The sequence below is a fragment of the Psychrilyobacter atlanticus DSM 19335 genome, from assembly GCF_000426625.1.
In the GTDB taxonomy this organism is placed as follows: Bacteria; Fusobacteriota; Fusobacteriia; order Fusobacteriales; family Fusobacteriaceae; genus Psychrilyobacter; species Psychrilyobacter atlanticus.
Window position 1 is genome coordinate 2024811 of record NZ_KE384547.1, and the last position, 24906, is coordinate 2049716.

Consider the following 24906-nt stretch of genomic DNA (forward strand, 5'->3'; position numbering starts at 1 on the left):
GTTTGGAGGAATAAATATGGAAACAAGATGGATACATAAAGACGTACACAATACAAAACAATTTGAGTCCCTGGGACTCAGTAAAGATTTTCTTAATATAATGGTTAACCGTGGGATAGATACCCATGAAAAGATAGAAAAATTTATCCACCCGAAGATAGAAAATATAGTTTCACCCTTTGAATTTTCCGATGTGAAAAAATCTGTAGATAAGATAATAGAGATGGGAAAGGCTGACAAAACAATATTTATCTATGGTGACTACGATGTAGACGGAATAACTTCTACATCCCTTTGCTATTTAGCTTTAAAAGAATTAGGTTATAAAGTGGATTACTACATCCCACTGAGAGATGAAGGATATGGTTTAAATAATGTATCTCTATCTCACATCAAGGAACAGGGAGGAGACCTGGTTATTACTGTAGACTGTGGTGTCTCGTCTGTAGAAGAGGTGGAATATGCCAACTCCATAGGTTTAGAAGTAATCATCACCGACCATCATGACATAAATAATATTTTACCCCCTGCATATGCTGTGGTCAACCCCAAAAGGGAGGACAACTCCTACAAATTTGAATATCTTGCTGGTGTTGGAACTGCATTTATGCTGATGATGGGACTCTATGAAACTTTAGGCAGAAAGGAAGAGATCTACCAATATTTGGATATAGTTGCCATCGGTACCATTGCCGATATAGTTCCTCTAAAGGCAGAAAACAGGATTTTTACTAAGTTGGGATTAGAGCAGTTAAAACGTACAAATCACTCAGGTTTACAGATCTTACTCCAAACTATCTTTGATGATTTAGAGGAGAAAAAATTTAATACCTATGATGTAGGATTTATAATCGCACCGATCTTTAATGCTGCCGGCAGATTAGAAGATGCCAAGATGGCTGTTAAACTCCTAATCAGTGATTCCATGGTAGAAGCTCGTGAGATCTCAAAGAAGTTAATTGGTCAGAACTCTGAAAGAAAGGAAGTACAGGCTGATATCCTGGAAAAAGTAGAAGCTGAGATTGAAAAAAATAGATACTACGAAGATAATGTTATCGTTGTCTCTGGAGTAGGGTTTCATCACGGTGTAGTGGGAATTGTAGCCTCTAAAATCGTGGATAAATACTATAAACCTACTATAATCATGGAGGAAAAAGACGGTATTTCAAAGGCTTCTTGTAGAAGTATCGAGGGATATTCAATTATCGAGGGATTAAATTCTATGAGGGAGATATTCATCAAATATGGTGGCCATGCAGGAGCAGCAGGTTTTTCCATAGATGCTGACAAAGTCAATGAATTCAGAAATAAAATAAATAAAGAGGCAGGTTCTAAACTGTCCAATGAAGATTATAAAAAACCTGTAAAGATCGACAAAGAGATTAGTTTTACAAAACTTACATATGATTTTAACAATGAATTAGAAAAAGCTGAGCCCTATGGTTTTGGAAATGCAACACCTCTCTTTGAGGTAAAAAATGTTATTTTAGATAGGGTAAGATTGATAGGAAAAGATAAAACTCATATCATGTTTGATGCAGTCTCTGCTAACGGTACAGCTCTAAAAAACTGTGTATGGTTCGGTAGTTCTCATCACTTTGAGAGGTTAATGGAGATGAAATCTGTTGATGTGGCCTTTAAATTAAAGGTGGATACATATATGGATAGATTTAATGTAAAGATGTTTGTAGAAGATATCAGAGAAGGGAACTCAGAAAAAAATCTATTGAAGGAGAGCATCGACCTCTATGATATGATATTTCCTATGAAAGAAGTAATATATACCAAAAGAGACATAGATATCAATTCTTCTACATACCTTGAGTACTCCAATGGAATCACTGTAAACTCTGGAAGATCTATTGTAGGCTACCTTCCCCAGCAGACTGAAAGTATATTAAAAAGTTTAACTTACGACTACGACTTAAAATTCAATGTAAAAATTACAGAAATTATAAAAAAAGATGAAAATTATAATATCCATATTACTATAGATTATGACCATAATTTTAAAACTAATCATTTTAAACCTGGGGGAATATTAAAGGATATTAAAACTTTTATTTTAGGAGATTTGGATTACAATACTCTTCAAAAAGAAGTTCTATCGACAGTTTTTAGAAAAAAAGAAAACCCTACAATTATCTATTCCGGAAATCGTGGAATGAAAACTATAATTTATACCATGGGACTTTGGAATAAATTACACAACAAAAAAACTTTAGTTATAACTAAAGATATCCTTCCCCATTATTTTTCTGAATTTTTAAATATTTCAGATAGATATTCTGATGGTTACGATTACTATATTTTCTACAACGAACTTCCTGTTACCCAAGTTCAAGGAGATTTTATGGTCATCACAAAAGAAGATGTCCATGTAGACGGGACTCTTAAAATTGTTGATAACTTAACCCTCCCTACAAATATAAGTATTTTGGAGGAGTTTGAGATAGTTAAAGATTATGATAAAACTAAGACTTACTTCACTAAAAAACTGCCTACTAAGAAAAAATCACATATTATCGACAATTTGGATAAATTTGAGATGATTTATTCTACCGATGATATCTTAAGAGTTCTTTAAAAAAATTTGTCATTGATATCCACCATTTAAAATTTAAGTAATCCTTTTGTTGTTTTTGGCCTTTTAAAAATATCGTTAATGAAATAGGAATAAAAGATTCAAAAAATATTCGACTGTTTGAGCATAGCGAGTTTCGATTTTTTTAATCTTTTAGATTATGTAATAGATGTTTTTATAGCCACTGACCTTCTTTCGTCTGTTTTGCGTCAATCACATTTAAAATTAGATTTTGTTATATCTAATTTTAATAATCGTGAATCGAAATAGACCCGTATTAAAGATGGAATCTTTAGAGTTTTTCCTTGCTTTATCCTATAGAATATAGTATCATAGTTGAGCAGTGGTGAGATGGTCGAGTGGTCGAAGGCGCATGCCTGGAACGTATGTGTAGAGCAATCTACCGAGGGTTCGAATCCCTCTCTCATCGCCATTTATATAAAATTAAGGCTTCCCATTGGGAAGCCATTTTTTTATTTCTATATAAACTAACTTTATAAGAAATTTTAAAGATTTTTTTATAGGAAATATATATAGATGATTTTGTATTTGCAGAGATCATCTTTTTTTATTTCTTAGGATATAGGTTGTTAAAGAGTTGGACTGGAATATTTATAATCATTTTTGATTTAATTAGTTTTCTATCACAAAATAAACACAAAAATTCGCTAAAATAAATTTAAAGAAATAAAAATATAGAGGAGGACGAAGATGAAAAAATTATTGTTAATATTATTCACACTAATTTTAGGAATAAGCGCTAGTGCTAAGAATAAAAGTGAAAGGTATATGCAGGCTTATAAAAAATATGAGGATGCTAAAGTTCCTATAAAGGACAAGAGTATAAAAAACTTTGTTTATTTTTCTCATGATAGAGAAGATATACACAATCATCCCTTTTTGAAAAATTCAAATTTTCAAGGGGCACAAATAATGTATTCATGGAAACAATTAGAAACATCAAAAGATATATATGATTTTTCTATAATAGAAGAAGATTTACAATACTTAAAATCTCATGGGAAAAAATTATTTATACAATTACAAGATAAAACTTTTAGCACAAAAAGAAAGGCATACCCAAGTTATTTAGAAAAACCTTTTTATGATAATGGAGGGATGTATCAAAGAGGAGATGATGGACAACCAGAAGGATGGGTAGCCAAAAGTTGGAATCCAGAAGTGAAAAAAAGATTTAGTAAACTTTTGATAGCTCTTGGAAAAGAATTTGATGGAAGAATAGAAGGGGTAAACTTACAAGAAACAGCAATAGGAGTTTCTTGTAAATACGATAAAACTTTTACTTCCAAGGAATATGTTCAGTCAATAAAAGATAACATGTTGGCTCTAAAAAAAGCATTCCCTAAATCTGTAACGATGCAATATGCTAATTTTATACCAGGAGAGTGGTTACCATGGGACGATTATGGTTATCTAAGATCGATATATAGTTATGGAGAGAAAATAGGTGTAGGTATAGGAGGGCCAGATTTAATGGTAACAAAAAAAGGTCAACTTAATCATACTATTGCAATGATGCATGAGCATAGTTATACAGTGCCTTTAGGAATTGCTATCCAAGATGGAAATTATATAGGACAAACAAACTCTATTAAAATCCAAAAGAAAAGAAAAAATATTGTACCAATGTTACATGCCTTTGCAAAAGATTTTATGAAGGTAAATTATATCTTTTGGGTGGATCAAAAGCCATATTTTAAAGAAGATGTATTACCTTCTTTTAGTGAAAAATAAAAAAAGTGTACTCTTAAGTTTGGTGGGGGTTTAAAAAATAATGTAAAATCTCTAAATACATATTATAAAAAAATGGCTTCCCTATGGGAAGCTATTTTTTCTCTCTATATAAACTAACTTTATAAGAAAGTTTTTAAAATTTCTAATTTTCCCTCTATCCTTACTTCTAATTTAGGAGAGATATACCATGTATCACCTTTTTTTATAGGATAAGTTTCACCACCACAATTCAGGTTTCCCTCTCCTTCTAAAATGGAATATATCATAAAAGAATCATTATCTACATCTTTATAGTTGCCATCCAATAACAACTTATCTATGTTAAAATACTTGTCTCTAGCAATTTCCTGCTTTGACCCGCCGTCAAACTCCACACTATTTCTCGTTCTATTTGTAGAAATCTGAGGAGTGTTTTCATAATCGATTACTTCCATCGCTTTATCTAAATGAAGGTCACGAAGTTTTCCATCAACTAATCTATCAAAATCATATATTCTATAAGTCATATCTGAGTTTTGTTGTACTTCACATATTACTACACTTCCTTCTAAACTTGCATGGATAAGTCCAGGAGTTACATTTATGAAATCACCTTTTTTTACTGAAATAATATTAAATAAATTTTCAAAATCTTTGTTTTTTGTTTTCTGTGCAAATTTTTCTGGAGTTATTCCATTTTTTAATCCCATGATCAACTTGGCATCAGGGCTGGCTTCCAATATATACCACGATTCAGATTTCCCAAATTCCCCTTCTACCCTTAGGGCATAATCGTCACTAGGATGTACTTGAACAGATAATTTATCATTGATATCCAAATATTTTATTAAAAGAGGAAATTTTTCTCCATATTTAGAATAAATATTCTCTCCTACCAAATCACCTTTATAATCTAAAAATAATTCTTCCAAAGTCTTTCCTTCTAATCCGCCATTTTCAACGACACTCATTCCATTTTTATGGGAGCTAACTTCCCAAGATTCACCATATAACTTCTCTGTTGGCAGTTCCATATTTAGTTTTTCACTAAAACTTCTTCCACCCCATATTTTTTCTTTAAACACCTTTTTAAATTTTAATGGATATAAGTTTTCCATAAGGTCTCCTTCCTTAATTTTTTTTATTTTTACCTAAATTTATAAAAAAATCATATTTTTCAAAGATTTTTATAATTTTTTCCGGTGTAGAAGCTCTATGAGCCCTTTTTATAAAATCATAGTTTTTCACTATTTCTAAAAAATTAGAAAGAGCAGAAAAATGATTTTTGTTATCTACTGAAGAAAACGCTAAAATTGTATTAACTGGAACTTCCCCAGGAAAATAAACCGATTCACTAAGAGTTATCAGACTCATTCCTGTTTTTTTTACAAATTTTTTGTTTGTATGAGGGATAGCCAAATTAGGAACTACAACAATATATGAACCATGTTTTTTTATCAACCTTACCATCTCTTCTCCATGGCCGCAAAATGTATACCCTCCTTCGAAAAGGATATCTCCAACTTTTTTTATAGCCTCTTCCCACGACTCCACTTTAACATTTAATTTAATATTACTAGGTGGAAGAATATCTAATATCGATAATTCTTTTACTTTTATATCATCCACAAGTTTATTTCCCAGATGTGCCTTGAGTTCCTCTATTATAATTTTTTCATTCTCAATAATAGCACCCTTTTTTAAACTATTTAATATATTAGATAAAAGGATTTTTTTATTATATTTTGGAAGATTATACATGTCTATTTTTTTCAGTTCCTCTGAATTTAATATAGTTTTTACATGAACTACCGGTATCCCAGTCTCAAACCCATTAATCTTTACTGTTGTAATTATAAGATCTATTTTTTCCTTGTCGTTAGATATAAAGTTTTTTAGCTGATTTAACGGAATACTTTCAACTACATCTATATTATAACTTTCTTTTAGCTGCTGCTCTACTAGTCTAGAAGTTCCTAAGCCTTCACCACAAACCAATAAAATGCTTTTAGTTTCTTTTTTTTGATATAAATTTCTATCTACAGCCCCTTTAAAGTGTAAAACTATATAAGCTATTTCATCTTCTGAAAATGGCAACCCAATAAATTTTTCTAAAAGCAGCATAGATTTTTTTACTTTTGTAAAAAGTTCTGGATATTCATGGATAACTTCAGCATAAATTGAACTTTTTAATTCTATTTTATTTTTAACCCTATGTATAGCAGGTTTGATATGATTCAAAAGTCCATCCATTAAAAACTTATCTTTTGATAGATCTAAATGTATTTCATCACTAACTTCTCCTATTATCTTCTTTACATTGGTCTCAACTTCGATCCAATTCTCATAAAAAGACATCTTGGGATTGTAACTATGACTCCCTAAAAAATAATCTGTGATTTTATAGATTTCAAACTCATTTAGTTTTATTTGGTACCCAGCTTCTAATATCGGTATTGCTTTTGAAATAGTTGAAAATTCATCTGTTTTAGATAAAAAAATTTGATTTAAAGAACTATTTAAAAAGAAACCGTTTTTTACTCGAACTACCATAATGATAATATAATTTCTTATGATACTATATGCTTCATCAGAGATAACTTTATCTATAGATTTAGTGATATAGTCAATAAAGCTTCCAATCATATTTAACTGAATGTCCTCTAAATTTTCCTTTATTAAACTAGTTGTATAAGTTATTTCCAATGAATTAGAATTATTTAGATTAAAATATTTATTTAATATTTTTAATTGTATCCTCCTAATATCCTCTTCCTTCCCTACCAGAAGAAATCCTTCTTTATTGTTCAAAATAAGTTGTAAATTATATTTAGACAACATTTTTTTTATTTCCTTCATATCATTATTTATCGTAGGTCTGCTGAGATCAAATTTTTCACAGATATGAGATATATTTACCTTTCCACAAAAAATTATTGATATCAATATGGAGATATCTCTATACTCTATAAAGAATATTCTATGAAAGTTTGCTATTAAATATTGCTTTACCCCATTAAAATTTAAAAGTTCTACCCTTCCCTTAGATCTTTTAATAATCTCTCCAACTTTATTTTCTAAAAGAAATTCATTTATTTTGTCTATATCGTACCTCAGAGTTCTTTCAGTTACTTTAATTAAGCCAAGCATCTCTTTTAGAACTCCCTGTCCATTATTATTGATTAAATACTCAACAATATTAAGCATTCTTTTATTAAGCATCGTCCTCCCCCTTAGTTTTTATTACTATAATTATACAAAAATTATTAAAAAAATACATTTCAAAATTTTCTTCAAAAAAAAAGGAAAAAAATTTAATACTATAATAATGTCTTGTACAGGCTTTCAACTTCAACATTAATTTTAAAAAAATCAAGCAATTGTAAGGCATTGCCATATTTTCAATAGTATTTTAATCTATATTTTCAAAATAAAAATAACTATCCCTTTAATTTTTTTTCGTCTAATATTCATAAAAGATTGAAAAAAATATATAATTTAAAAACAAAATTTTAAGTGGTACTATTTTAACATAAAGAAAAGGGAGGAATAATATGAAGTTAAGCAATTTAACAAATAAGAATTTAATTACTTTAGATTTAGAAGCAAAAACTAAAGTAGAAGTCATTAAAAAATTAGTAGAAAAATTAGATGGTGAAGGTGTATTAGCATCCAAAGATGAATTCCTTAAAGCAGTATTAGACAGAGAAGAACTTTCTCCTACAGGTTTAGAAGAGGGGCTCGCTATTCCACATGGAAAATCTACAGCTGTAAAAAAAGCTACTTTTGCAATCGCAAGACTTAAAACTCCTATCGAAGATTGGGAATCTATAGATGAAGATAATGAAGTAACTCTGGTATTTTTACTCGCTATCCCAAAATCAGAGCAAGGAGATACTCACATAGAGGTATTGACTAAACTTACTTCTTTATTCATTCAAGATAGATTTATTGAAAAATTACAAAAAGCTAACACAGAAAATGAAATAATTAATATTTTAGGAACAGAGATTATCGAAGAAGATAGTGATAATTCTACCAAATCTTCTGATTTAATACTTGCAGTAACAGCTTGTCCAGTTGGAGTAGCTCATACCTATTTAGCCGCTGATTCTCTTAGAAAAAAAGCAAAAGAAATGGGAGTTGCTATCAAAGTTGAAACAAATGGATCAATCGGTATTAAAAACCAACTTACAGATGATGATATAAAACGTGCCAAAGGTATTATCGTTGCTGCCGATAAAAATATAGATATGGATAGATTCCATGGTAAACCTCTAGTTCAAGTAGGAGTTCAAGATGCTTTAAGAAAACCTGATGAACTAATAACACAGGCCCTTACAACAGCCCCTATATATAAAGGAAATACTTCTAAAAGTAAAAGTTCTAAAAATAATGAAAAAAATGGGATATATAAACACCTTATGAATGGGGTTTCTCATATGCTCCCTTTAGTTGTTTGTGGTGGAGTTTTAATCGCTCTTTCTATTGCTCTTTCTGGAGTTAAAGCTGGAGAAGGTGCTGCTGTTACCAATCCATTTTTTAAGCAAATGTTGGATTTAGGTGTAGTTGCATTCGGTCTTATGGTTCCTATCTTAGCAGGATTTATCGCTTCTAGTATCGCTGATAGACCTGGTTTAGCTCCTGGACTTGTTGGAGGAGTTATTGCTAACAATATAGGCGCAGGATTTTTAGGAGGAATCATCGCAGGTTTCGTAGCAGGATATATTGCTAAATGGGTAAAAGGTTGGAAAGTTCCACAAAGTATGCAGCCTATTATGCCTATCTTCGTTATTCCTTTGGTTGCTACATGTTTAGTTGGATTAATTATGCATATTGTCGGTGCCCCTATTAGTGGATTTATGGATTTTATGACTAATGGACTTAAAAGCATGGAACAAGGTTCTGTTCTCTTAGCTCTTATTTTGGGACTTATGATCTCTTTCGATATGGGTGGCCCAGTTAATAAAGTAGCATTTTTATTTGGTGCTAGTATGATTAGTCAAGGTGTTTCTACTGTTATGGGACCTATCGCAGTTGCTATTTGTGTACCACCTATCGGTATGGGATTAGCTACCCTTATGGCTCCTAAGAAATTTGAAAGTGAAGAAAGAGAAGCTGGTAAAGCTGCCTTAGCTATGGGATGTATTGGTATCACTGAAGGAGCTATTCCTTTTGCCGCTGCTGATCCACTCAGAGTAATCCCAGCTAATATGATTGGTGCTGGTATAGGAGCTATTATAGCTGCTATAGGTAGTGTAGCTGACCATGCCCCCCACGGAGGACTAATAGTTCTTCCAGTAGTAGATAATAAGATCATGTTCTTAATAGCTATAATCGTTGGTTCTATCATAACTGCTACTATTACTTCTGTATTAAAGCCTAAAAAACAATAATCTTAACATATAAAAACAGGAATTTAATCGCCGTGAGTGATTAAATTCCTGTTTTTCTTTTTATTTATCATAACTTTGAACCTTTATCTGCCTCTATCAATTTTTTTAAAGGTGAAGTAATTGATGAATTCCTCTTAATATCATCTAATATACTCTCTCCATAAACTTCTAATATCTCTTTTATAAATAACTTTTCATTAAAATCGGTGCTATTCTTTTTAGAAATTTCTATTAGCTTACTAAGTTTTATAACTTTTTTTTCTTGATTTTCAAGCTCTTTTTCTATCAGTTCTCCTATAAAATAGATCTCCTCATCCCTTAATTTTTCATTTAAATATTTATCTCTATTGGATATCTTATTTAAAATCGTAATTATCTTATCTCCCTCTAACTGATTTTTATGGGTCGCTCCCAAGGTGAAATTATTTTTCATCCTGTAGAAGGCTGAAGTTAAATAACTGCATATTTTTTGAAATAACTCCTCTTTTAACAGATTATGATTTACTGTTTTCCCCACTTTTTTTAAAAGATAAAATGTAAATAGTTGAATATTTAATAGTTCATCATTATACTTCCCATTTAAAGAACTGCTTAAGAAATATTCTGTCAGATGAATAAATTCAAAAGTTAATTTTGGAGAGATTATTGTCTCCAATGCTTTTTTAACTATTTTATGTTGAGATGTATTTCTTAAAAATTCTGCATTGTGTTTTTTTAATATATAATGTCCCCTGGATATTCTAAATAAAGTCACCCAGAGATAGTGTCTGATTATCAAATTAAACTCTGTAGAGAATCCATACATAAATTCTTCTTCAATCCTATGGATAACCTCTTCGATTTTCCTATTATCAATTTCATTTCGATGAGTTAAAATTAGTTTTTTTACCATCGTTTTTATTGGTTTCACATGTTTTTCTTCTGATTTTCCCAAACTATCGATCACTTTTAACATCATCAAATGTCTGATCTTCTTTTCACTTCCACCTATATATATTCTGGTTACATCGTATTTAAAATATAAGCTGTATTCCTCCAACTCACTTTTTAAACCCTGTATATCTTTTTTTAATGTAGTTCTGCTCACATCTAAAATAGTTTCTAATTTTCTTAAAGTCGGCTTATTCTCAAATAAGAAAAAATTTAATATATAATCCTGCCTCTCTTTGCTGCTATATATATAGTGTCCATTATATATATAATTTAAAAAATTTCTTACTTCTTCCTCTGTGATCTCTGTAGATATCTTCTTTTGAGCCCTTATCAACCCAGTCTCTCTAAAAAATTGTTTTAAATAATATTCTAAATTTTCCAAACTATATCGAAGATTTCTTTCACTGAGATTAATCTCTTGAGAAAGTTTCTTTATTGTAATGGGATTTTTATTTATCAACATCAAAATAGTTAATTCTTTTTGTTTCAAACTCATCGTCATCACCTGCCTATATAAATTATATAATACGATGATAGATTTTTCCTATTTATTTAATGCCAATTTTATTCCCACTATCCCTTTTCTTAATTTTTCTCTGGAACATCCAACATTTAAACGTATCTTATAAGAATCTCCGTAAACGTCTCCCGACATAATAGCAACTTTACCCTTTTTTATTAAACGATCTTGAAATTCATCGGCTTTCAATCCTGTTCCTTTAAAATCTATCCACATAAGGTAGGTCGCCTCGGGTATATTTACTTTTAACCCCATGTACCCATCCAATTCTTTCTTTACTAGTTCAAAACTTTCACCTATATATCTATTCAATTCATCTACCCAGTAATCACAATCATTATAAGCAGAAATAGTGGATAAAACTCCAAATACTGCTGCTGTAGAGACCCCGTCTATATTCCTTATATGATCAATAAATGCCTCTCTGATATCTCTTTGAGGAATTACCACATATGATCCTCCAAGGGTAGGAGTATTAAAAGTTTTTGAAGGCGATGAAACAATGATGGATCTCAAAGTATCCAACTTTAAAACTGGGGTATGTTTTTTTCTTACAACATCCATATGGATCTCATCTGAAATCAAATATACATCATACTTGATGCACAAACTTATTAAAGTTGTCAGTTCCTCTATACTCCATACCTTCCCTGTTGGATTTTGAGGACTGCAAAGTAAAAAAACCTTAACGCCCTCCTTGAACCCCTCCTCTATCTTGATGAAATCCGTATGATATTTCCCTTTTTCATCTTCTTTCAACTGAATTTCAAAGAGTTCATAAGGATGTAATAATTTGGTAAATCCATCATATTTAGGAGTATGAGTCATAACTTTTCCCTTCTTTTCTAATATTTTTTCTAAAAGTAATGTAATAGAATAAAGTACCGATGGTGAATAGGAGATCCACTCCTCTTTTATAACTGTGTCACACCTCTTAAAAAACCAGTTTTTTATCGCTCCCTTATAGTCAGTGTGATTCCAACGAGAATATCCAAAAACACCATGTTCTGCTCTAGAAATTATTTTTTCAATTATCTCTTTTGGAGAACGAAAATCCATATCTGAAATCGTAAATGGCGTTAAATTTTTCGTTCCTTCTCCAAATCTATCCTCTATATAATCCCATTGGGTACAATAGGTTCCTCTTCTATCAATTACATTATCAAAATTCATCTTTTCCTCCAAGAATAGGAGGCAGTTTGACAGCCTCCTAAAATACTTTTTTATTAAATAAGTTTTTGCATCTGTTTTTTTAATACCTGTACTTTTGTCCCAACTATTATTTGAACGTTTGTGTCGTTTAGTTTTACCACATTTACAGCTCCAGCTTTTTTTATAGCTTCTACATCGATAATAGATGCATCTTTTAATACCAGTCTCAACCTTGTTATGCAGTTGTCCAAACTGACTATATTTTCTTTCCCGCCTATTGCCTCTAACATTATTTTGGCATTATATCCTGCCATATCCCCGCTGTCCATAGCGTTTACAGCTTCTTCAGAATCATCTCTTCCTGGAGTCAATATATTATATTTTTCTATGTACCATTTGAATGCTACATAATATAATCCAAACCATATAACTCCTACTGGCAGTACTAAATACCATTTAGTCCATAATCCCTGTAATACTCCAAATACGAAAAAATCTATTATATTTCCATCTGTATTTCCAATAACCACACCTAAGATCCCCATTACCATAAACCCAAGTCCTGTCATAACAGTATGAAAAAGGTAAAGAACTGGTGCTATAAATAAAAATATGAATTCAATAGGTTCGGTAATTCCTCCTACTGCTGCTGCTACAACTGCTGATATAAGTAGACCTTTTACTTTCGTTCTATTTTTTAAAAAAGATGATTTATACATAGCAAAAGCTGCTCCTGTCAATCCAAATATAAATGATGGCATCTTTCCTTGCGATAAAAATCTAGTATATTGAGGGGATACAAATTCTGGCCCCTGAGTAAATTGATGATAAAATATATTTAGTGCACCTGATATAGTTTCCCCACTGGCAGTCACAATCTGTCCCCCAGCTTCTGTAAATCTTATTGTCGCTACTAATATATGATGTAACCCAAATGGTAATAAGAGTCTTTCCCCTGCTCCAAATAAAAACGGTCCAAAGATTCCTGCTTTTTGAATTCCGCTCCCGACTGCTAATATTCCTGTCTCAAAGAATGGCCAGATAACAGGTACTATAATTCCCACAATTGACATAATAAGTACGGTAGCTATTGCTACAAATCTTGTCCCTCCAAAGAAAGAAAATGCATCTGGAAGTTCAATATTTTGATACTTTGAATGAATCATATAAACCAAGATACCACATATGAGTCCACCTAGGGCTCCCGTATCTATACTCTCTATTCCCATTATCATCCTTGTATCGGTAGACTCCAATATTCCTCTAGATGTCAGATAAAAATTTGTTCCCAGTTGCAGGGATATATATCCTACTAATCCTGCAAAGGCTGCTATCTCCTTATTTTCCCTGGCTAATCCTAAAGGTATGGACACTGCAAACATCAATGGTAAAAAAATAAACGCTACTAAACTGATTTTGATCATAAAATTAAATATAAATTGTAATGCTGGTATTCCTAAAAATGGAAACATCTCAATAGTTGTAGCCCCTGTAAATGCGGCTCCTAATCCTAACAAGATTCCCATAGCTGCCAGTAATGCCACCGGTAACATAAAAGTTTTTCCTAAGTTCTGAAAAAATTCCCATCCACTAACACCGTTTGACTTTTTTGCACTCTTCATTTTAATTGCACCTGTACTCATAAAACCTTCCCCCTTAAAACTTAAATATACTAAAATTATACTTTCATGTCCTGCTATTTTCAATTCTCTATTTTCTTCACTTTTTTCGGAATAAAAGTTTTGACATATCAAAGTAAGAGAAGTGAAATTACTCCCTGTTAAATTCTTTAAATATTTAAACATTAACCTTCTTATATCTCACTCTTTCAGCCAATAAAAATAACAGATAAGTCAAGTCAATATGATTTTTTAATAAAATTAGAGAAAAATTTAAATTTCCCTCTCTAATAATATCATTCTGTCAACAAAAAATCATTGACACAATGAGCTAACTGTTATATAATATCAAAGATAAAGCCCTTTCCCACGAGGAGCCGTTATAAATAGTATTTTATAACATTTATTTCAAGGAGGAACAAAACGTGAAAAACAAATATAGTTTTATGTTAAGAAAAGAAGATGTAGTTAGAGAATGGTTACATTATGACGCTGATGGTGTAGTATTAGGTAGATTAGCTGCAGAAATCGCAAAGAAATTAATGGGAAAAGATAAGGTAACTTATACTCCTCATATCGATGGTGGAGATTACGTAGTAATCACTAACATGGAAAAAATCACAGTTACAGGAAAAAAATTAACTGACAAAATTTATTACAATCACTCAGGATTCCCAGGTGGATTAAGAGAGAGAAGATTAGAAGAAGTTTTAGCTAAGAACCCTGCAGAGGCTTTATTTTTAGCAGTTAAGAGAATGTTACCTAAGAACAGATTAGGTGCACAACAATTAACTAGATTAAGAGTATTTGTTGGATCTGAACATGAGCATGCTGCTCAAAACCCTGAAACTAAATCTTTATAATAAATAGGAGGTAAATTAAAATGGCTGTACAATTTAGAGGAACTGGAAGAAGAAAAACTTCAGTAGCAAGAGTAATCTTAGTACCTGGTGAAACAGGTGTTACTATAAATGGAAAAGAAATGAGCGACTATTTCGGAAGAGGAATCTTAGGAGATATCGTAAACCAACCTTTAGTTTTAACTGAAACTGCTGAGAAATTTGGAGTTAAAGTAAACGTAAATGGTGGAGGAACTACTGGTCAAGCAGGAGCTATCAGACATGGTGTTGCTAGAGCATTATTAATGGCTGATGAAACTTTAAAAGGTGCTTTAAGAGAAGCTGGATTCTTAACTAGAGACTCAAGAATGGTTGAAAGAAAGAAATTCGGAAAGAAAAAAGCAAGAAAATCACCTCAATTCTCAAAGAGATAAGGTTATTTCAAAAAGAGATATATTTCCACTGTTGTGGAGATACATCTCTTTTTTTTATTTATCTATAACTTTAAGGCAACCATCAATGTTCACACGATTCTCCCTCACTTTCTTTATAAGCTTGTATCCTTTGTAATTTTTCATAAACGTCTTTCCTGATATAATGAATTACTTCTCCAATTTTTAACATGTATACTTTTTCCTCTAAGCCTATTACTTCTATTTCTTCAAAAGTATGATAGTGTTCTCCATAAAAACTTTTTATTTCTCCGTGAAAATCAATAAATCGAACCATATTAAACCTCCCTTATTCGCTATCCAATAAAACAATATACATTAATGTTATTATTTAACTCTATTGAATTTCCTTTAAAAACATTATTCATTTCATATTTATTAAAAAAAGCCCACACCCTCTAACGAAAACATAAGCTTTTTAACTCACTTTATTTTTTTGACGTCGCAAATTTCGCTTCTCTGTTCAACTTTCTCTCTCTTAATTTAGGAGAGAGAAGAAGGAAGAGTGAGGTCTTAGAGTTAGTACTTACTCAACTGTCTTTCAAATGCTCTGAGATGATTTTTCGATCCATCCCTGAGATAAGTAAACACTTCCCTTACATCATCAGGTAAATTTTCATCTTTTAGAAACTTTTCGTACATAGCTATATTATCTATCTCTGCCTGCACTCCTATTTCAAAAGTTTCTTTTAAAGTTTCCGGAATTACGAGATCTTTTTCCTCTAATTTTTCATAGTTGACATTATATTTTTCAATTAATGGTTTTAACATTTCCATATGAGTTTCCTCAGCTCTTCTTATATTTGAAAATGGTCTGTCGATATCAAAAGTTTTCATTATCTTGTCATACTCTGTTTTTGCAAAGATTTCATCCTCTATTGCGTATTTAATCATTTCCTGAACCGTCACATTATTATCTTTTTCAGCTCCTGTATGGCCGTAACCAGCAAAAGTTAAACTACTCAACACCAATATCATTATAATTCCTATAAATTTCTTTTTCATCTTCCTCGGCCTCCTTTAGAATTCCTCTTTAAATTACTCCTACTTAACTCTACTCTTTAAATATGAAATTTATGTGAAGATATAAAAAACCTCCTACTTTTATAAGTAGGAGGTTTCAAGTTTTATTTTTCTTCTTTTACTTTTTTAGTTGTTGTTTTCTTCTTAGCCGGAGCCTTCTTTGCAGGTGCTTTTTTAGCTACAGCTTTTTTTACTGGTTCTTTTTTCTTTGCAGGAGGAGCTACTGAAAGTTCCCCTGTTTCCTTATCTTTTAATATCTTCCTTGTATTTTTACAAGTTGGATAGTTACTACAAGCCAGGAATTTTCCCCTTCTACTTGCCTTGATCTCAAATTTACTACCGCACTTTTCACATACTCCAGCTTCAGCTATAAGCTTGTCTTCTACAGCTTTGATCTCATCCAATAGATATTTAATTATTATAACTCCATCTTTTTCCTCTAACTGCCCTTCTTTTACCATCTTTTTTATGCTTGTTGGCAGTGGTATTCTGATCTCATCAATAGCAAAGTTTTCACTTTCTAGATATTCTCCATATCTTCCCTTTTTTAAGATCATCATAGTTCCATCTTGTGTTTTCATGTCGGTATCTTTTTCTTCAAAATATTCATTCATCTCTAACAATCTTTCTTTTAGAGCTATCATCTCTACATCGATCTCTATACTTCCATCTCTCAAGACACCTATAACAGTACTAGATAATGGTAGTCTTTTGTTATCTGTTTCATAATTTTCACTCTCTAAGTATTCCCCGAATCTACCTTTTTTCAAGTTATATCTGACATCTTTGATCACTATATCAGTAGGTATTCCCCTTTTAATTCTTTCTCTCTTCTGCACTATCTCATTAATAAAGATATGCCCATCCTCTAATTCCTGCTCATCGATCTCCACTGTTTTTAATGGGATTCTTCCACTACAGGTTTCAAAGTGTTCACACTCTAAATACTTTCCAAATCTACCTGTTTTTAGGAGCATCTTCCCTGTACAGCCATCCACTGGACATGGTACATCAGATTCAATCCTTCTGTTAGTAATTTTTTCTACCTCTTTATCAAAGTTATCCAGAGCCTTTTTAAAGTCTACATAAAAGTCATCTAAAACATTGGTCCACTTTATTTCTCCTTCTTCGATTGAATCCAGAGCGTCTTCCATACTAGATGTAAATTCTACTCCTAATATTCTTGGGAAATATTTATTCAATATCTTTTCTACATCATAACCTAATTTAGTAGGTACAAATGATTTCCCCATAAACTCTACATATTCTCTCTTCTTCAAAGTTTCTATTATAGATGCATAGGTAGAAGGTCTTCCAATTCCATCCGCTTCTAACTTTCTTACCAATGAAGATTCAGTAAATCTTTTAGGAGGTTTAGTCTCGTCTGCCTTTATATTTAATTTTTCTAAATTTAACTTATCTCCCTTTTCAATACTAGGAAAACTAGCTGTTTTTATCTCATCTTCCTCTTTGAATACTTTATAGTATCCGTCAAAGGTTACCTTATTTACGATCCCTCTAAATTGGTATTTATCATATCCACTTATCAGAGTAAATTGGTCATATTCCATAGGTGCTAATTGAGAAATTATGAATCTTTCCCAAATCAATTTGTATAATCTGTATTGGTCAGAGTTTAGATATTCCTCGATATTCTCTGGCTCTAAATCTATATAAGTAGGTCTTACCGCTTCATGGGCGTCCTGTATTTTCTTTTTATCATCTGTTTTTTTCTTCTTTTCTTTCCCTATATATTTTTCACCATATTTCTCTAAAATAAATTCTTTAGCCTGTCCTTGAGCTTCCTCTGATATTCTAGTAGAGTCAGTTCTCATATAGGTAATCAGACCTTTTTGAGTTCCATCTATTTTCAATCCTTCATATAAACTCTGAGCTACTCTCATAGTTTTAGAAGCTGAAAAACCTAAGTATGATGAAGCTAATTGTTGTAATGTACTTGTTTTTAATGGCAGTGGCGGCTTCTTTGTTTTTTTCGATATCTCAGTGCTAGTTACTTCAAAAGTCGGATGTGTTTCTAGAGATTTTTTTAACTCCTCCATCTTTTCCTCATCCCACATCTTGATTCCTCTGTCATCCCCTGATTTATAGAGATTTAGATCTATGTTATCACTGAAATTTCCACTTACTTCCCAATATTTTTGAGGAATAAATGCCTTTATTTCATCTTCTAAGTCACAGATTAATTTTAATGATACCGATTGAACTCTTCCTGCACTGGTGTTAGAAGATATTAGTTGCCATAAATATGGACTGATAGAGTATCCTACTATTCTGTCTAATAATCTTCTTGCTTGTTGTGCATCGACCCTGTCTTGATCTATGGTTCTAGGATTTTTTACTGCGTCTCTTATTGCAGTTTTAGTTATCTCATTAAATTCTATCCTATTTTTTTCTTTTGGATCTAATTTTAATATATGAGCTATATGCCAAGCTATAGCTTCCCCTTCCCTATCCGGGTCGGCTGCCAGATAAATTTTATCTGATTTTTTTGCCAATGCTCTCAAGTTTTTGGTTATTTCACCCTTACCCTTTATTGTCGAATAAGAGGGTGTAAAATCATTCTCTATATCTATCCCCATCTTTGTCTTGGGAAGGTCCCTTATATGTCCATATGAGGCTGTAACCTCATAGTTACGTCCTAATATTTTCTTTATAGTATTTGCCTTTGCCGGCGACTCCACTATAACTAGATTTTTTTTAGCCACTTCTATCACTCCAATATTTTGTCTTTACTACACTCTTCTATATTTACCACCTGCAATAGCTCTCACAAGTTTTTTTAATTCTAAATTTGTTAATAATCCCAAAAGTTTTCCTATAGGAATATGTGTTTCAGTTATCAGTTCATCCAAACTTTTTTCTACAACCAATACACTATACACCTTTTCCTCTTCTGAATCTATATCTATTTTCACATTAATTTGATTTTCTCCATCCCAGCCATACTCCTCCAATATATCTTTTCCACAGGTAATCAACTTACCATAGGAGTCTTTAATGAGATTATTATTCCCCTCAAAGGATATATAGTCTGGAAATCCCGGAATAACAAATACATCTCTGCCTTCCTCTAAAGCCAGTTTAGCAGTTATTAAACTTCCGCCTTTTTTATAACTCTCTACTACTGTAACTCCCCTGGTCAATCCCACTATTATCCTGTTCCTTCTGGGAAAATTATACCTGTCTGGAGGAGCACCTAATGGATATTCACTTATAAGGGTCCCTTCTTTAGCGATTCGTTCCCATTCATATTTATTTTCAGGAGGATAGATCACATCTAACCCACTTCCTACAACAGCTATGGTATTTCCACCTAGGTTCAAGGCCCTCTTATGAGCAGTTACATCTACTCCAATTGCTAATCCACTGGTTATAGTAACTCCTGCTCCTACTAAGTCTCCCACTAATTCCCTGCACGCAGATTCTCCATAATTAGTCATCTTCCGTGTTCCAACCACTCCTATATTTTTGTCATAAAAGTTCATCTTCCCCTTTATGTATAGAAAAACTGGTGGATGAGAGATGTTTTTCAAATATAATGGATACTCTCTTTCCTTTATAGAAATTGTTTCAATATTTAAATCTAGCATTTTTTCCCTATAAAAATCAAGATTAATTTTATAAGAATTTAAAATTTTATCAATATCTTCGTATTTAAACCTCATAATTTTATTATAAAATGACCTGTCATGGAGAAAAATTTCTTCAAATTCTTCACACAAATTCATCAGTTTAATTATTATACTGTCTCTTACTCCCGCTACTCTCAATTTATACCAAGAATCCAAAGCTTTCACCTCCACGACAGTTTCAATCAAAATATAATTTAAAAATCTTTTTTATTTAATTTTTTGTCACTTAATTTCTTCCTAGCTTACTATATATATACCCCAAATTTTTTCTTATTTTCTTAGAGTCAGGAAATTTAGCCTGTGCCTTTTCCAAAATATCTTTAGCACTGCTGTATTTATACTCAGCCATATAGATATTTGCCATGGCTATATAGACATTTTCATCCTCCTGGTATATTAGGTATTTTTCCAGATTTTCTATTGCCTTACCATAATCACCTTTCATCTGGTAAGAGCTTCCTAACCCGAGATATCCTCTATAAAAGTCTGGTTTTTCAGATAAAAGTTTATTATAGAATGTAATAGCCGTATCATATTTCCCTAAAAATCTAGCTGTTGTAGCTGCACCGAAATAATTTCTATAATCTCCTCCTTTATCTCTCTTAAATACAGTATAAGCTCTTTCAAAAGATTTATCATTCATATATATACTTCCCAAAATATAAATATCCTCGCTGTTTATATAATTAGTTTTTTTCAGATAGCTTTCAAATTCCTCAAAATATTCCTCTTTTTTATCGTATCCCCACTTAGAAACATTTTTTTTATCTATAGTGAGTTTTTTTTGCATTGCCTTCGTATCCTGAGGATTTAATTTTAAAATTTTTCTATATACTCCCAAGGCTTTATCCGTTTGATTCAGGCCCTCATATGACTCTGCCACCCCACGAAGAGACTCTATATCATCTTTTTTCACCTTAAAGGCACTCAGATAAAAATCCAGTGAATCACTGTAATTCCCCTCTATATAAGAATTTCCTCCTGCTTCCATATACTTCTCATAAGTTGCAAGAGACTCACTTGCGCTTATATAGCTGCCCTCTGTAGTAAGACTACCTTGAACCTCTGCATATCCTATTGAAACTATCCCAATAAATAATACTACCAATAATTTTTTCATCTATTTTATCTCCTCTACTCTACTGATTACACTACCATCATGATAGATAATCTCTATTTTTTCACCTTTTTCTAATTCTCCTGCACCTCTTATAACCTTGTTACCCGCTTTAGTTATAGTATATCCCCTCTTCAATATTCCTTCTGGATTCAATGAACGGAGTTTTTCCATCCTTACTTCTAAAAGATATTTTTTTTGTATTAAACTATTATTAATAACTTTTTTTAACCTGTCTTCCCTATCCATCAATAGATTATTTCTGTCTACAACAGTCTCTAAATAACTCCTCAAGATATAGCTTCTTTTTAAAGTTTCTAATTTTTCCTTTTTTTTCTGTAGGTTCCCCAGCAAGCTGTTGTTTAGCTTCTTCTTCCTGTCTTCCAAAGTCTCCATTAGCAGGTCTTTTCTAGGAACAACTAACTCCGCTGCATGGGTCGGAGTAGAAGCACGCATATCTGCTGTAAGATCTGTCAAAAGATTATCTATCTCATGACCTACAGCTGAAACAATGGGAGTTTTAGTATTAAAGTATGCCAAAGCCACCTCTTTTTTATTGAATGACCATAGGTCTTCTACACTTCCTCCACCCCGTCCTGCTACAATAAGATCTATCTCCTCCATCTTATCCAGAGTTTTTATCCCTTTTATGATCTCATCTTCAGATCCTATCCCTTGAACCTTGGCAGGATAGACATAGATATTTATATTTTCATATCTAAGTTTAGCAGTATTTATTATATCTTTTACTGCCGCTCCTGTTCCCGAAGTTACTATTCCAATATTTTGAGGTAATTTTGGAATAGGCAGTTTATATTTTGTGTCAAAATAACCCTCTTTAGCCAGCTCTCTTTTAGTTCTTTCCAACTCCTCAAAGAGTTTTCCCAGAGTCCCCTCTTTTTCCACATGAGCTACCAAAATTTGATAGTTCCCATTAGCTTCATACAGTGTCACTTTTCCAAATAATTTTATCTTGTCTCCCTCTTTTAAATCCTCTGGTATTTTTTTAAATTTATATCCAAAAGACACACATTTTACACTGGCCTTACTGTCTTTAAGAGTAAAATAAAGATGACCACTCTTATAATAATTTATCCCCGAAATTTCGCCTTTTAGAAAAAAATTATTAAAGCTATCGTTCCCTTCTAAATATTCCTTTACCATCTTATTTATTTGACTTACTGAAAATATCCTATCCTTCATATACTACTCTCCTTTACCTTCTTACATTTATAGATATCGATTTTTATGGATATTAAAATAAATAAAAAAGAATTATATCTCCAATATTTTTATTCCATCTTCCCAAACAGTTATTTTTTTATCTTCAGACACCTTTATAGCTAAACCATATTTAGATCCACTTATTGCAGCAGCCGTCCTGGCCCCTTCGACCTTCTCCTTACTTCCATTCATATCCAATTTCACTAACCTTCCAAATGATAAAAGGTTGAATTCATTGTCAAGGGTCACAGCACCATCTACCTTAGATATTAATTTCAAGTATTCAAAATTATGATTTTTTATTCTGGTATTTTCCCCACCCTTTAACACTGTCCTCTTATATATACTATTATCTTCATTCCCACCTATAAATATTTTTTCTCTCTCTTTTTTTTTTATAGTTCTTTCTAGAATTATAAAAAGTCCTCCCTTACCTTCTTCTAGGAGGTTTTTAATAAGGCATACCAAAACATCTACATTCATTATAATATTTTCAATTATATCTTTTTTCTCTATTTTATCATTAAAAAGGTGAAATACAAAAGAATCCATATAAAATTTTTCTATAATCAAAAATTTTAAAATATGAAAAGATTTTAACTTCCATTTCCCACTTCTATACGAAAGATAGTTATCTATAGAATTTTGTAAATATAATTTCAACTCTTTATTTTTAATTTCCATATATATATAAGGGAATCTTTCTCTCTTTTCCTTATTATAAGTATTAAAAAGAACTTTCGAGGATATCATCTCTTCGTTGGAATATTTAACCAATTTATCTATCTTATCCTCACTCATCTTAAATCCAGCTTTAAGTTCTATGCTTATACTATCTTTATCTATATAGCTTAAAATATTTTTAGACAACAAAGATATAAATGAGATTAAATATCCGTTATTTTGACTCCTTAAATTAACCAGCATCCTTTCTTTGAACACCGTATGCTTTTCATCATTTACTCCTAACCCATAACCTTTGAAATCACTGTCTATAATCAATACCAAATTATCTCCATTTAACATCTTTAGGGATAATTTCTCTTTGAATATTTCTTCTATTTTTTTAGGAGTATCAAAGGGCAGGAAATTTAATCCCATTTTTTTCAATTCCTCTGGGATAATTTCTCTATTTTTAAAGAGTAATATATTTAGGTTTGAATTTTCACTTTCATAAGTTTCATTGCATATCCTCTTTATGGTATCCATAAAGTTCATCTGTTCACCTGTAACTACCAGCTTTTCCTTTACCATATGACCTATTAATTTTTGAGAAAACTCTTCTATCAGGTCGGTAAAGTAGATATTATTATTTTCCTCATAGTATTCCTCTAAAATTATATCCAGAATCTCAAAAATTTCACCTATATGTTCCAAAGTTTTTTTTATAAATTTTGAATTAAATTCCGGTATAAATTCCACATGATTACCATGAGCTTTCAGCTTTAATTTTACCCCTAAATACTCACTGAGCTTCTCTAAAAATTCTCCATAATAATCTATTTTTTTCATTTAGCCCCCTTTTTGTTTCTAAAAATAATATTCTTTAGTGAATATTTAGTAGGCTTTTTGGATTTGTTTTTATACTCTAGATGATATTTTTCCATCATTTCTGCCATTCCTTTTCTCTCGTCGTCGGTCAATATCTTAAACATCTCTAAAAATTTTAACTTTTCGCTGAGCGGTTCTCCTCCTAACAGTACATAGGCCATGGAATAAAATATACCTCTTTTCTCTATTACATTTTCTCCTGTTTCCTGGACTATTTTATTGGTTACAAAAATTATTTCTCTTTTTTTAGTCTGGAGTATAGTTTCTAGGTCTCCTATCCTCTTTAATTTGAAATAATTCAATAATTTTATTATCTCTACAGGAGCTTCTTCCCTTACCTCTTCCTTTAAGTTGAGTTCTGCCAAAGTCTCTCTAAAAAGATTATTTAAGATAACATTGTTTTCCATAAAATACCTGATGGTTATATTATTTAACGGGCTATCACTAGGCATATTTTTCCCCATCTTCATAGAATCATGTACTTTTTCCTCATATTTTATCAGATCCTGTTTTATATTTACAAATTCCTTATCAGCTAACTCCAGTAAACTTGCGACCCTAGAGAAACTTCTTATTAATTCATCTGGGATTCCTATCCTGCTTTTATACCCCAAATCATGTTCTATGGTAGCCCAAGTATGCTGTAGAAGACTCCTTATCTGAATCTCAAACCTTATCCCTTTAAATTTTTTATACTTCTCTTCTAATGGGAATGACACCACGTAGTGAAGGGACATATATCCAAAAGATCTAGGATCCAATGCTTTTCTCTTATCGATAGTATTTTTTTCATCTATCACAAAAAATTCTTTTATTTTTTCAGCAGCTATGTCTACCTGATCCTCCATAAAAGTAACTACTCTCACTCCTACAACATCGGTAATATCGGATAACCTCTGATACTTTCTCCCCTTATCATGAATTTTTTTACTCAGACTCCCCTTGGTTTTTATTCGAAAATCTATACTTTGAAGTCTGTATTCCCTATTTTCAATCTCATTTTCAAAGATCTCTTGTATGACCTCTATCATCTCATTATAGACGGGCACCATCTTATCATATTTTTTTAAAAATCGATCTACTTTTATATTTTTCATGATTTCCTCCTA

At 31.6% G+C, this 24906-nt stretch carries 18 protein-coding genes and 1 tRNA gene; 6 read left to right on the forward strand and 13 right to left on the reverse strand.

Annotated elements, in window-relative coordinates:
• The first annotated feature begins 16 nt into the window (after positions 1-16).
• The 3 genes from recJ to K337_RS0110200 all read left to right on the forward strand — a co-directional run bounded on the left by recJ (position 17) and on the right by K337_RS0110200 (position 4339).
• The gene (recJ, locus tag K337_RS0110190) at positions 17-2587 is read left to right on the forward strand and encodes a single-stranded-DNA-specific exonuclease RecJ (RefSeq protein WP_037029323.1); all 2571 of its coding nucleotides are present in this window, start codon (positions 17-19) and stop codon (positions 2585-2587) included.
• A 342-nt stretch (positions 2588-2929) separates the two neighbouring features.
• Positions 2930-3017, forward strand: a tRNA-Ser gene (locus tag K337_RS0110195).
• Between the two features lie 278 nt (positions 3018-3295).
• Positions 3296-4339 carry a hypothetical protein gene (locus tag K337_RS0110200; RefSeq protein WP_028856520.1) on the forward strand — a complete coding sequence of 348 codons (1044 nt, stop codon included), beginning with the start codon at positions 3296-3298 and terminating at the stop codon, positions 4337-4339.
• Positions 4340-4458: 119 nt separating this feature from the next.
• Here the strand turns inward: K337_RS0110200 and K337_RS0110205 are convergent, their stop codons facing one another.
• Positions 4459-5436 carry a type I phosphomannose isomerase catalytic subunit gene (locus K337_RS0110205; protein ID WP_037029324.1) on the reverse strand — a complete coding sequence of 326 codons (978 nt, stop codon included), beginning with the start codon at positions 5434-5436 and terminating at the stop codon, positions 4459-4461.
• 13 nt (positions 5437-5449) lie between these two features.
• Positions 5450-7540: a BglG family transcription antiterminator gene (locus tag K337_RS0110210; protein ID WP_028856522.1), complete on the reverse strand. Its 2091-nt coding sequence runs from the start codon at positions 7538-7540 to the stop codon at positions 5450-5452.
• A 332-nt stretch (positions 7541-7872) separates the two neighbouring features.
• Here K337_RS0110210 and K337_RS0110215 point away from each other — a divergent pair, with 332 nt between their 5' ends.
• Positions 7873-9714: a PTS fructose transporter subunit IIABC gene (locus tag K337_RS0110215; RefSeq protein ID WP_028856523.1), complete on the forward strand. Its 1842-nt coding sequence runs from the start codon at positions 7873-7875 to the stop codon at positions 9712-9714.
• Between the two features lie 67 nt (positions 9715-9781).
• Here the strand turns inward: K337_RS0110215 and K337_RS0110220 are convergent, their stop codons facing one another.
• Genes K337_RS0110220 through malX form a run of 3 tightly spaced genes read right to left on the reverse strand, consistent with a single transcriptional unit; the run spans position 9782 to position 13962 of the window.
• A complete protein-coding gene (locus tag K337_RS0110220; protein WP_028856524.1) occupies positions 9782-11143 on the reverse strand; it encodes a helix-turn-helix domain-containing protein in 1362 nt (453 codons plus the stop codon).
• Positions 11144-11191: 48 nt separating this feature from the next.
• Entirely contained in the window at positions 11192-12340 is a 1149-nt protein-coding gene (locus K337_RS0110225) for a MalY/PatB family protein (protein ID WP_028856525.1), read from the reverse strand.
• Positions 12341-12393: 53 nt separating this feature from the next.
• Positions 12394-13962, reverse strand: a complete 1569-nt coding sequence (malX, locus tag K337_RS0110230; protein ID WP_245584881.1) for a maltose/glucose-specific PTS transporter subunit IIBC — start codon at positions 13960-13962, stop codon at positions 12394-12396.
• Positions 13963-14384: 422 nt separating this feature from the next.
• On the opposite strand from malX, the gene rplM reads away from it, so the two are divergent.
• Positions 14385-14801 carry a 50S ribosomal protein L13 gene (gene rplM / locus K337_RS0110235; protein WP_028856527.1) on the forward strand — a complete coding sequence of 139 codons (417 nt, stop codon included), beginning with the start codon at positions 14385-14387 and terminating at the stop codon, positions 14799-14801.
• Between the two features lie 20 nt (positions 14802-14821).
• The gene (gene rpsI, locus K337_RS0110240; RefSeq protein ID WP_028856528.1) at positions 14822-15211 is read left to right on the forward strand and encodes a 30S ribosomal protein S9; all 390 of its coding nucleotides are present in this window, start codon (positions 14822-14824) and stop codon (positions 15209-15211) included.
• Positions 15212-15293: 82 nt separating this feature from the next.
• Here the strand turns inward: rpsI and K337_RS0110245 are convergent, their stop codons facing one another.
• From K337_RS0110245 to K337_RS19225, 8 genes are all read right to left on the reverse strand, one after another.
• Positions 15294-15506, reverse strand: a complete 213-nt coding sequence (locus tag K337_RS0110245) for a hypothetical protein (protein WP_028856529.1) — start codon at positions 15504-15506, stop codon at positions 15294-15296.
• A gap of 242 nt (positions 15507-15748) precedes the next feature.
• Positions 15749-16234 (reverse strand): ferritin-like domain-containing protein, encoded by a 486-nt coding sequence (locus K337_RS18215; RefSeq protein ID WP_051251707.1) that lies wholly within the window; start codon positions 16232-16234, stop codon positions 15749-15751.
• A gap of 122 nt (positions 16235-16356) precedes the next feature.
• Positions 16357-18978 carry a type I DNA topoisomerase gene (topA, locus tag K337_RS18220; RefSeq protein WP_084140852.1) on the reverse strand — a complete coding sequence of 874 codons (2622 nt, stop codon included), beginning with the start codon at positions 18976-18978 and terminating at the stop codon, positions 16357-16359.
• Positions 18979-19005: 27 nt separating this feature from the next.
• Complete coding sequence (gene dprA, locus K337_RS0110260) at positions 19006-20061, reverse strand: DNA-processing protein DprA (RefSeq protein WP_037029326.1); 1056 nt, start codon at positions 20059-20061, stop codon at positions 19006-19008.
• A 70-nt stretch (positions 20062-20131) separates the two neighbouring features.
• Positions 20132-21025 (reverse strand): tetratricopeptide repeat protein, encoded by an 894-nt coding sequence (locus tag K337_RS19220; protein ID WP_051251708.1) that lies wholly within the window; start codon positions 21023-21025, stop codon positions 20132-20134.
• The gene (gene xseA, locus K337_RS0110270) at positions 21026-22225 is read right to left on the reverse strand and encodes an exodeoxyribonuclease VII large subunit (RefSeq protein WP_037029328.1); all 1200 of its coding nucleotides are present in this window, start codon (positions 22223-22225) and stop codon (positions 21026-21028) included. It abuts the gene before it with no gap.
• A gap of 72 nt (positions 22226-22297) precedes the next feature.
• Positions 22298-23758, reverse strand: a complete 1461-nt coding sequence (locus K337_RS0110275) for a diadenylate cyclase (protein WP_028856532.1) — start codon at positions 23756-23758, stop codon at positions 22298-22300.
• The gene (locus tag K337_RS19225) at positions 23755-24894 is read right to left on the reverse strand and encodes a GTP pyrophosphokinase (protein ID WP_051251709.1); all 1140 of its coding nucleotides are present in this window, start codon (positions 24892-24894) and stop codon (positions 23755-23757) included. The genes K337_RS0110275 and K337_RS19225 overlap by 4 nt, the downstream gene beginning before the upstream one ends.
• Positions 24895-24906: the final 12 nt, after the last annotated feature.

Coding starts and splice junctions, on each gene's coding strand:
- rpsI (WP_028856528.1), top strand. CDS start 14,822: ATGGCTGTACAATTTAGAGGAACTGGAAGAAGAAAAACTTCAGTAGCA.
- K337_RS0110215 (WP_028856523.1), top strand. CDS start 7,873: ATGAAGTTAAGCAATTTAACAAATAAGAATTTAATTACTTTAGATTTA.
- K337_RS0110225 (WP_028856525.1), bottom strand. CDS start 12,340: ATGAATTTTGATAATGTAATTGATAGAAGAGGAACCTATTGTACCCAA.
- recJ (WP_037029323.1), top strand. CDS start 17: ATGGAAACAAGATGGATACATAAAGACGTACACAATACAAAACAATTT.
- K337_RS0110220 (WP_028856524.1), bottom strand. CDS start 11,143: ATGAGTTTGAAACAAAAAGAATTAACTATTTTGATGTTGATAAATAAA.
- K337_RS0110245 (WP_028856529.1), bottom strand. CDS start 15,506: ATGGTTCGATTTATTGATTTTCACGGAGAAATAAAAAGTTTTTATGGA.
- K337_RS0110275 (WP_028856532.1), bottom strand. CDS start 23,758: ATGAAAAAAATAGATTATTATGGAGAATTTTTAGAGAAGCTCAGTGAG.
- K337_RS19225 (WP_051251709.1), bottom strand. CDS start 24,894: ATGAAAAATATAAAAGTAGATCGATTTTTAAAAAAATATGATAAGATG.
- K337_RS19220 (WP_051251708.1), bottom strand. CDS start 21,025: ATGAAAAAATTATTGGTAGTATTATTTATTGGGATAGTTTCAATAGGA.
- K337_RS0110200 (WP_028856520.1), top strand. CDS start 3,296: ATGAAAAAATTATTGTTAATATTATTCACACTAATTTTAGGAATAAGC.
- K337_RS0110205 (WP_037029324.1), bottom strand. CDS start 5,436: ATGGAAAACTTATATCCATTAAAATTTAAAAAGGTGTTTAAAGAAAAA.
- rplM (WP_028856527.1), top strand. CDS start 14,385: ATGTTAAGAAAAGAAGATGTAGTTAGAGAATGGTTACATTATGACGCT.
- K337_RS0110210 (WP_028856522.1), bottom strand. CDS start 7,540: ATGCTTAATAAAAGAATGCTTAATATTGTTGAGTATTTAATCAATAAT.
- K337_RS18215 (WP_051251707.1), bottom strand. CDS start 16,234: ATGAAAAAGAAATTTATAGGAATTATAATGATATTGGTGTTGAGTAGT.
- malX (WP_245584881.1), bottom strand. CDS start 13,962: ATGAGTACAGGTGCAATTAAAATGAAGAGTGCAAAAAAGTCAAACGGT.
- xseA (WP_037029328.1), bottom strand. CDS start 22,225: ATGAAGGATAGGATATTTTCAGTAAGTCAAATAAATAAGATGGTAAAG.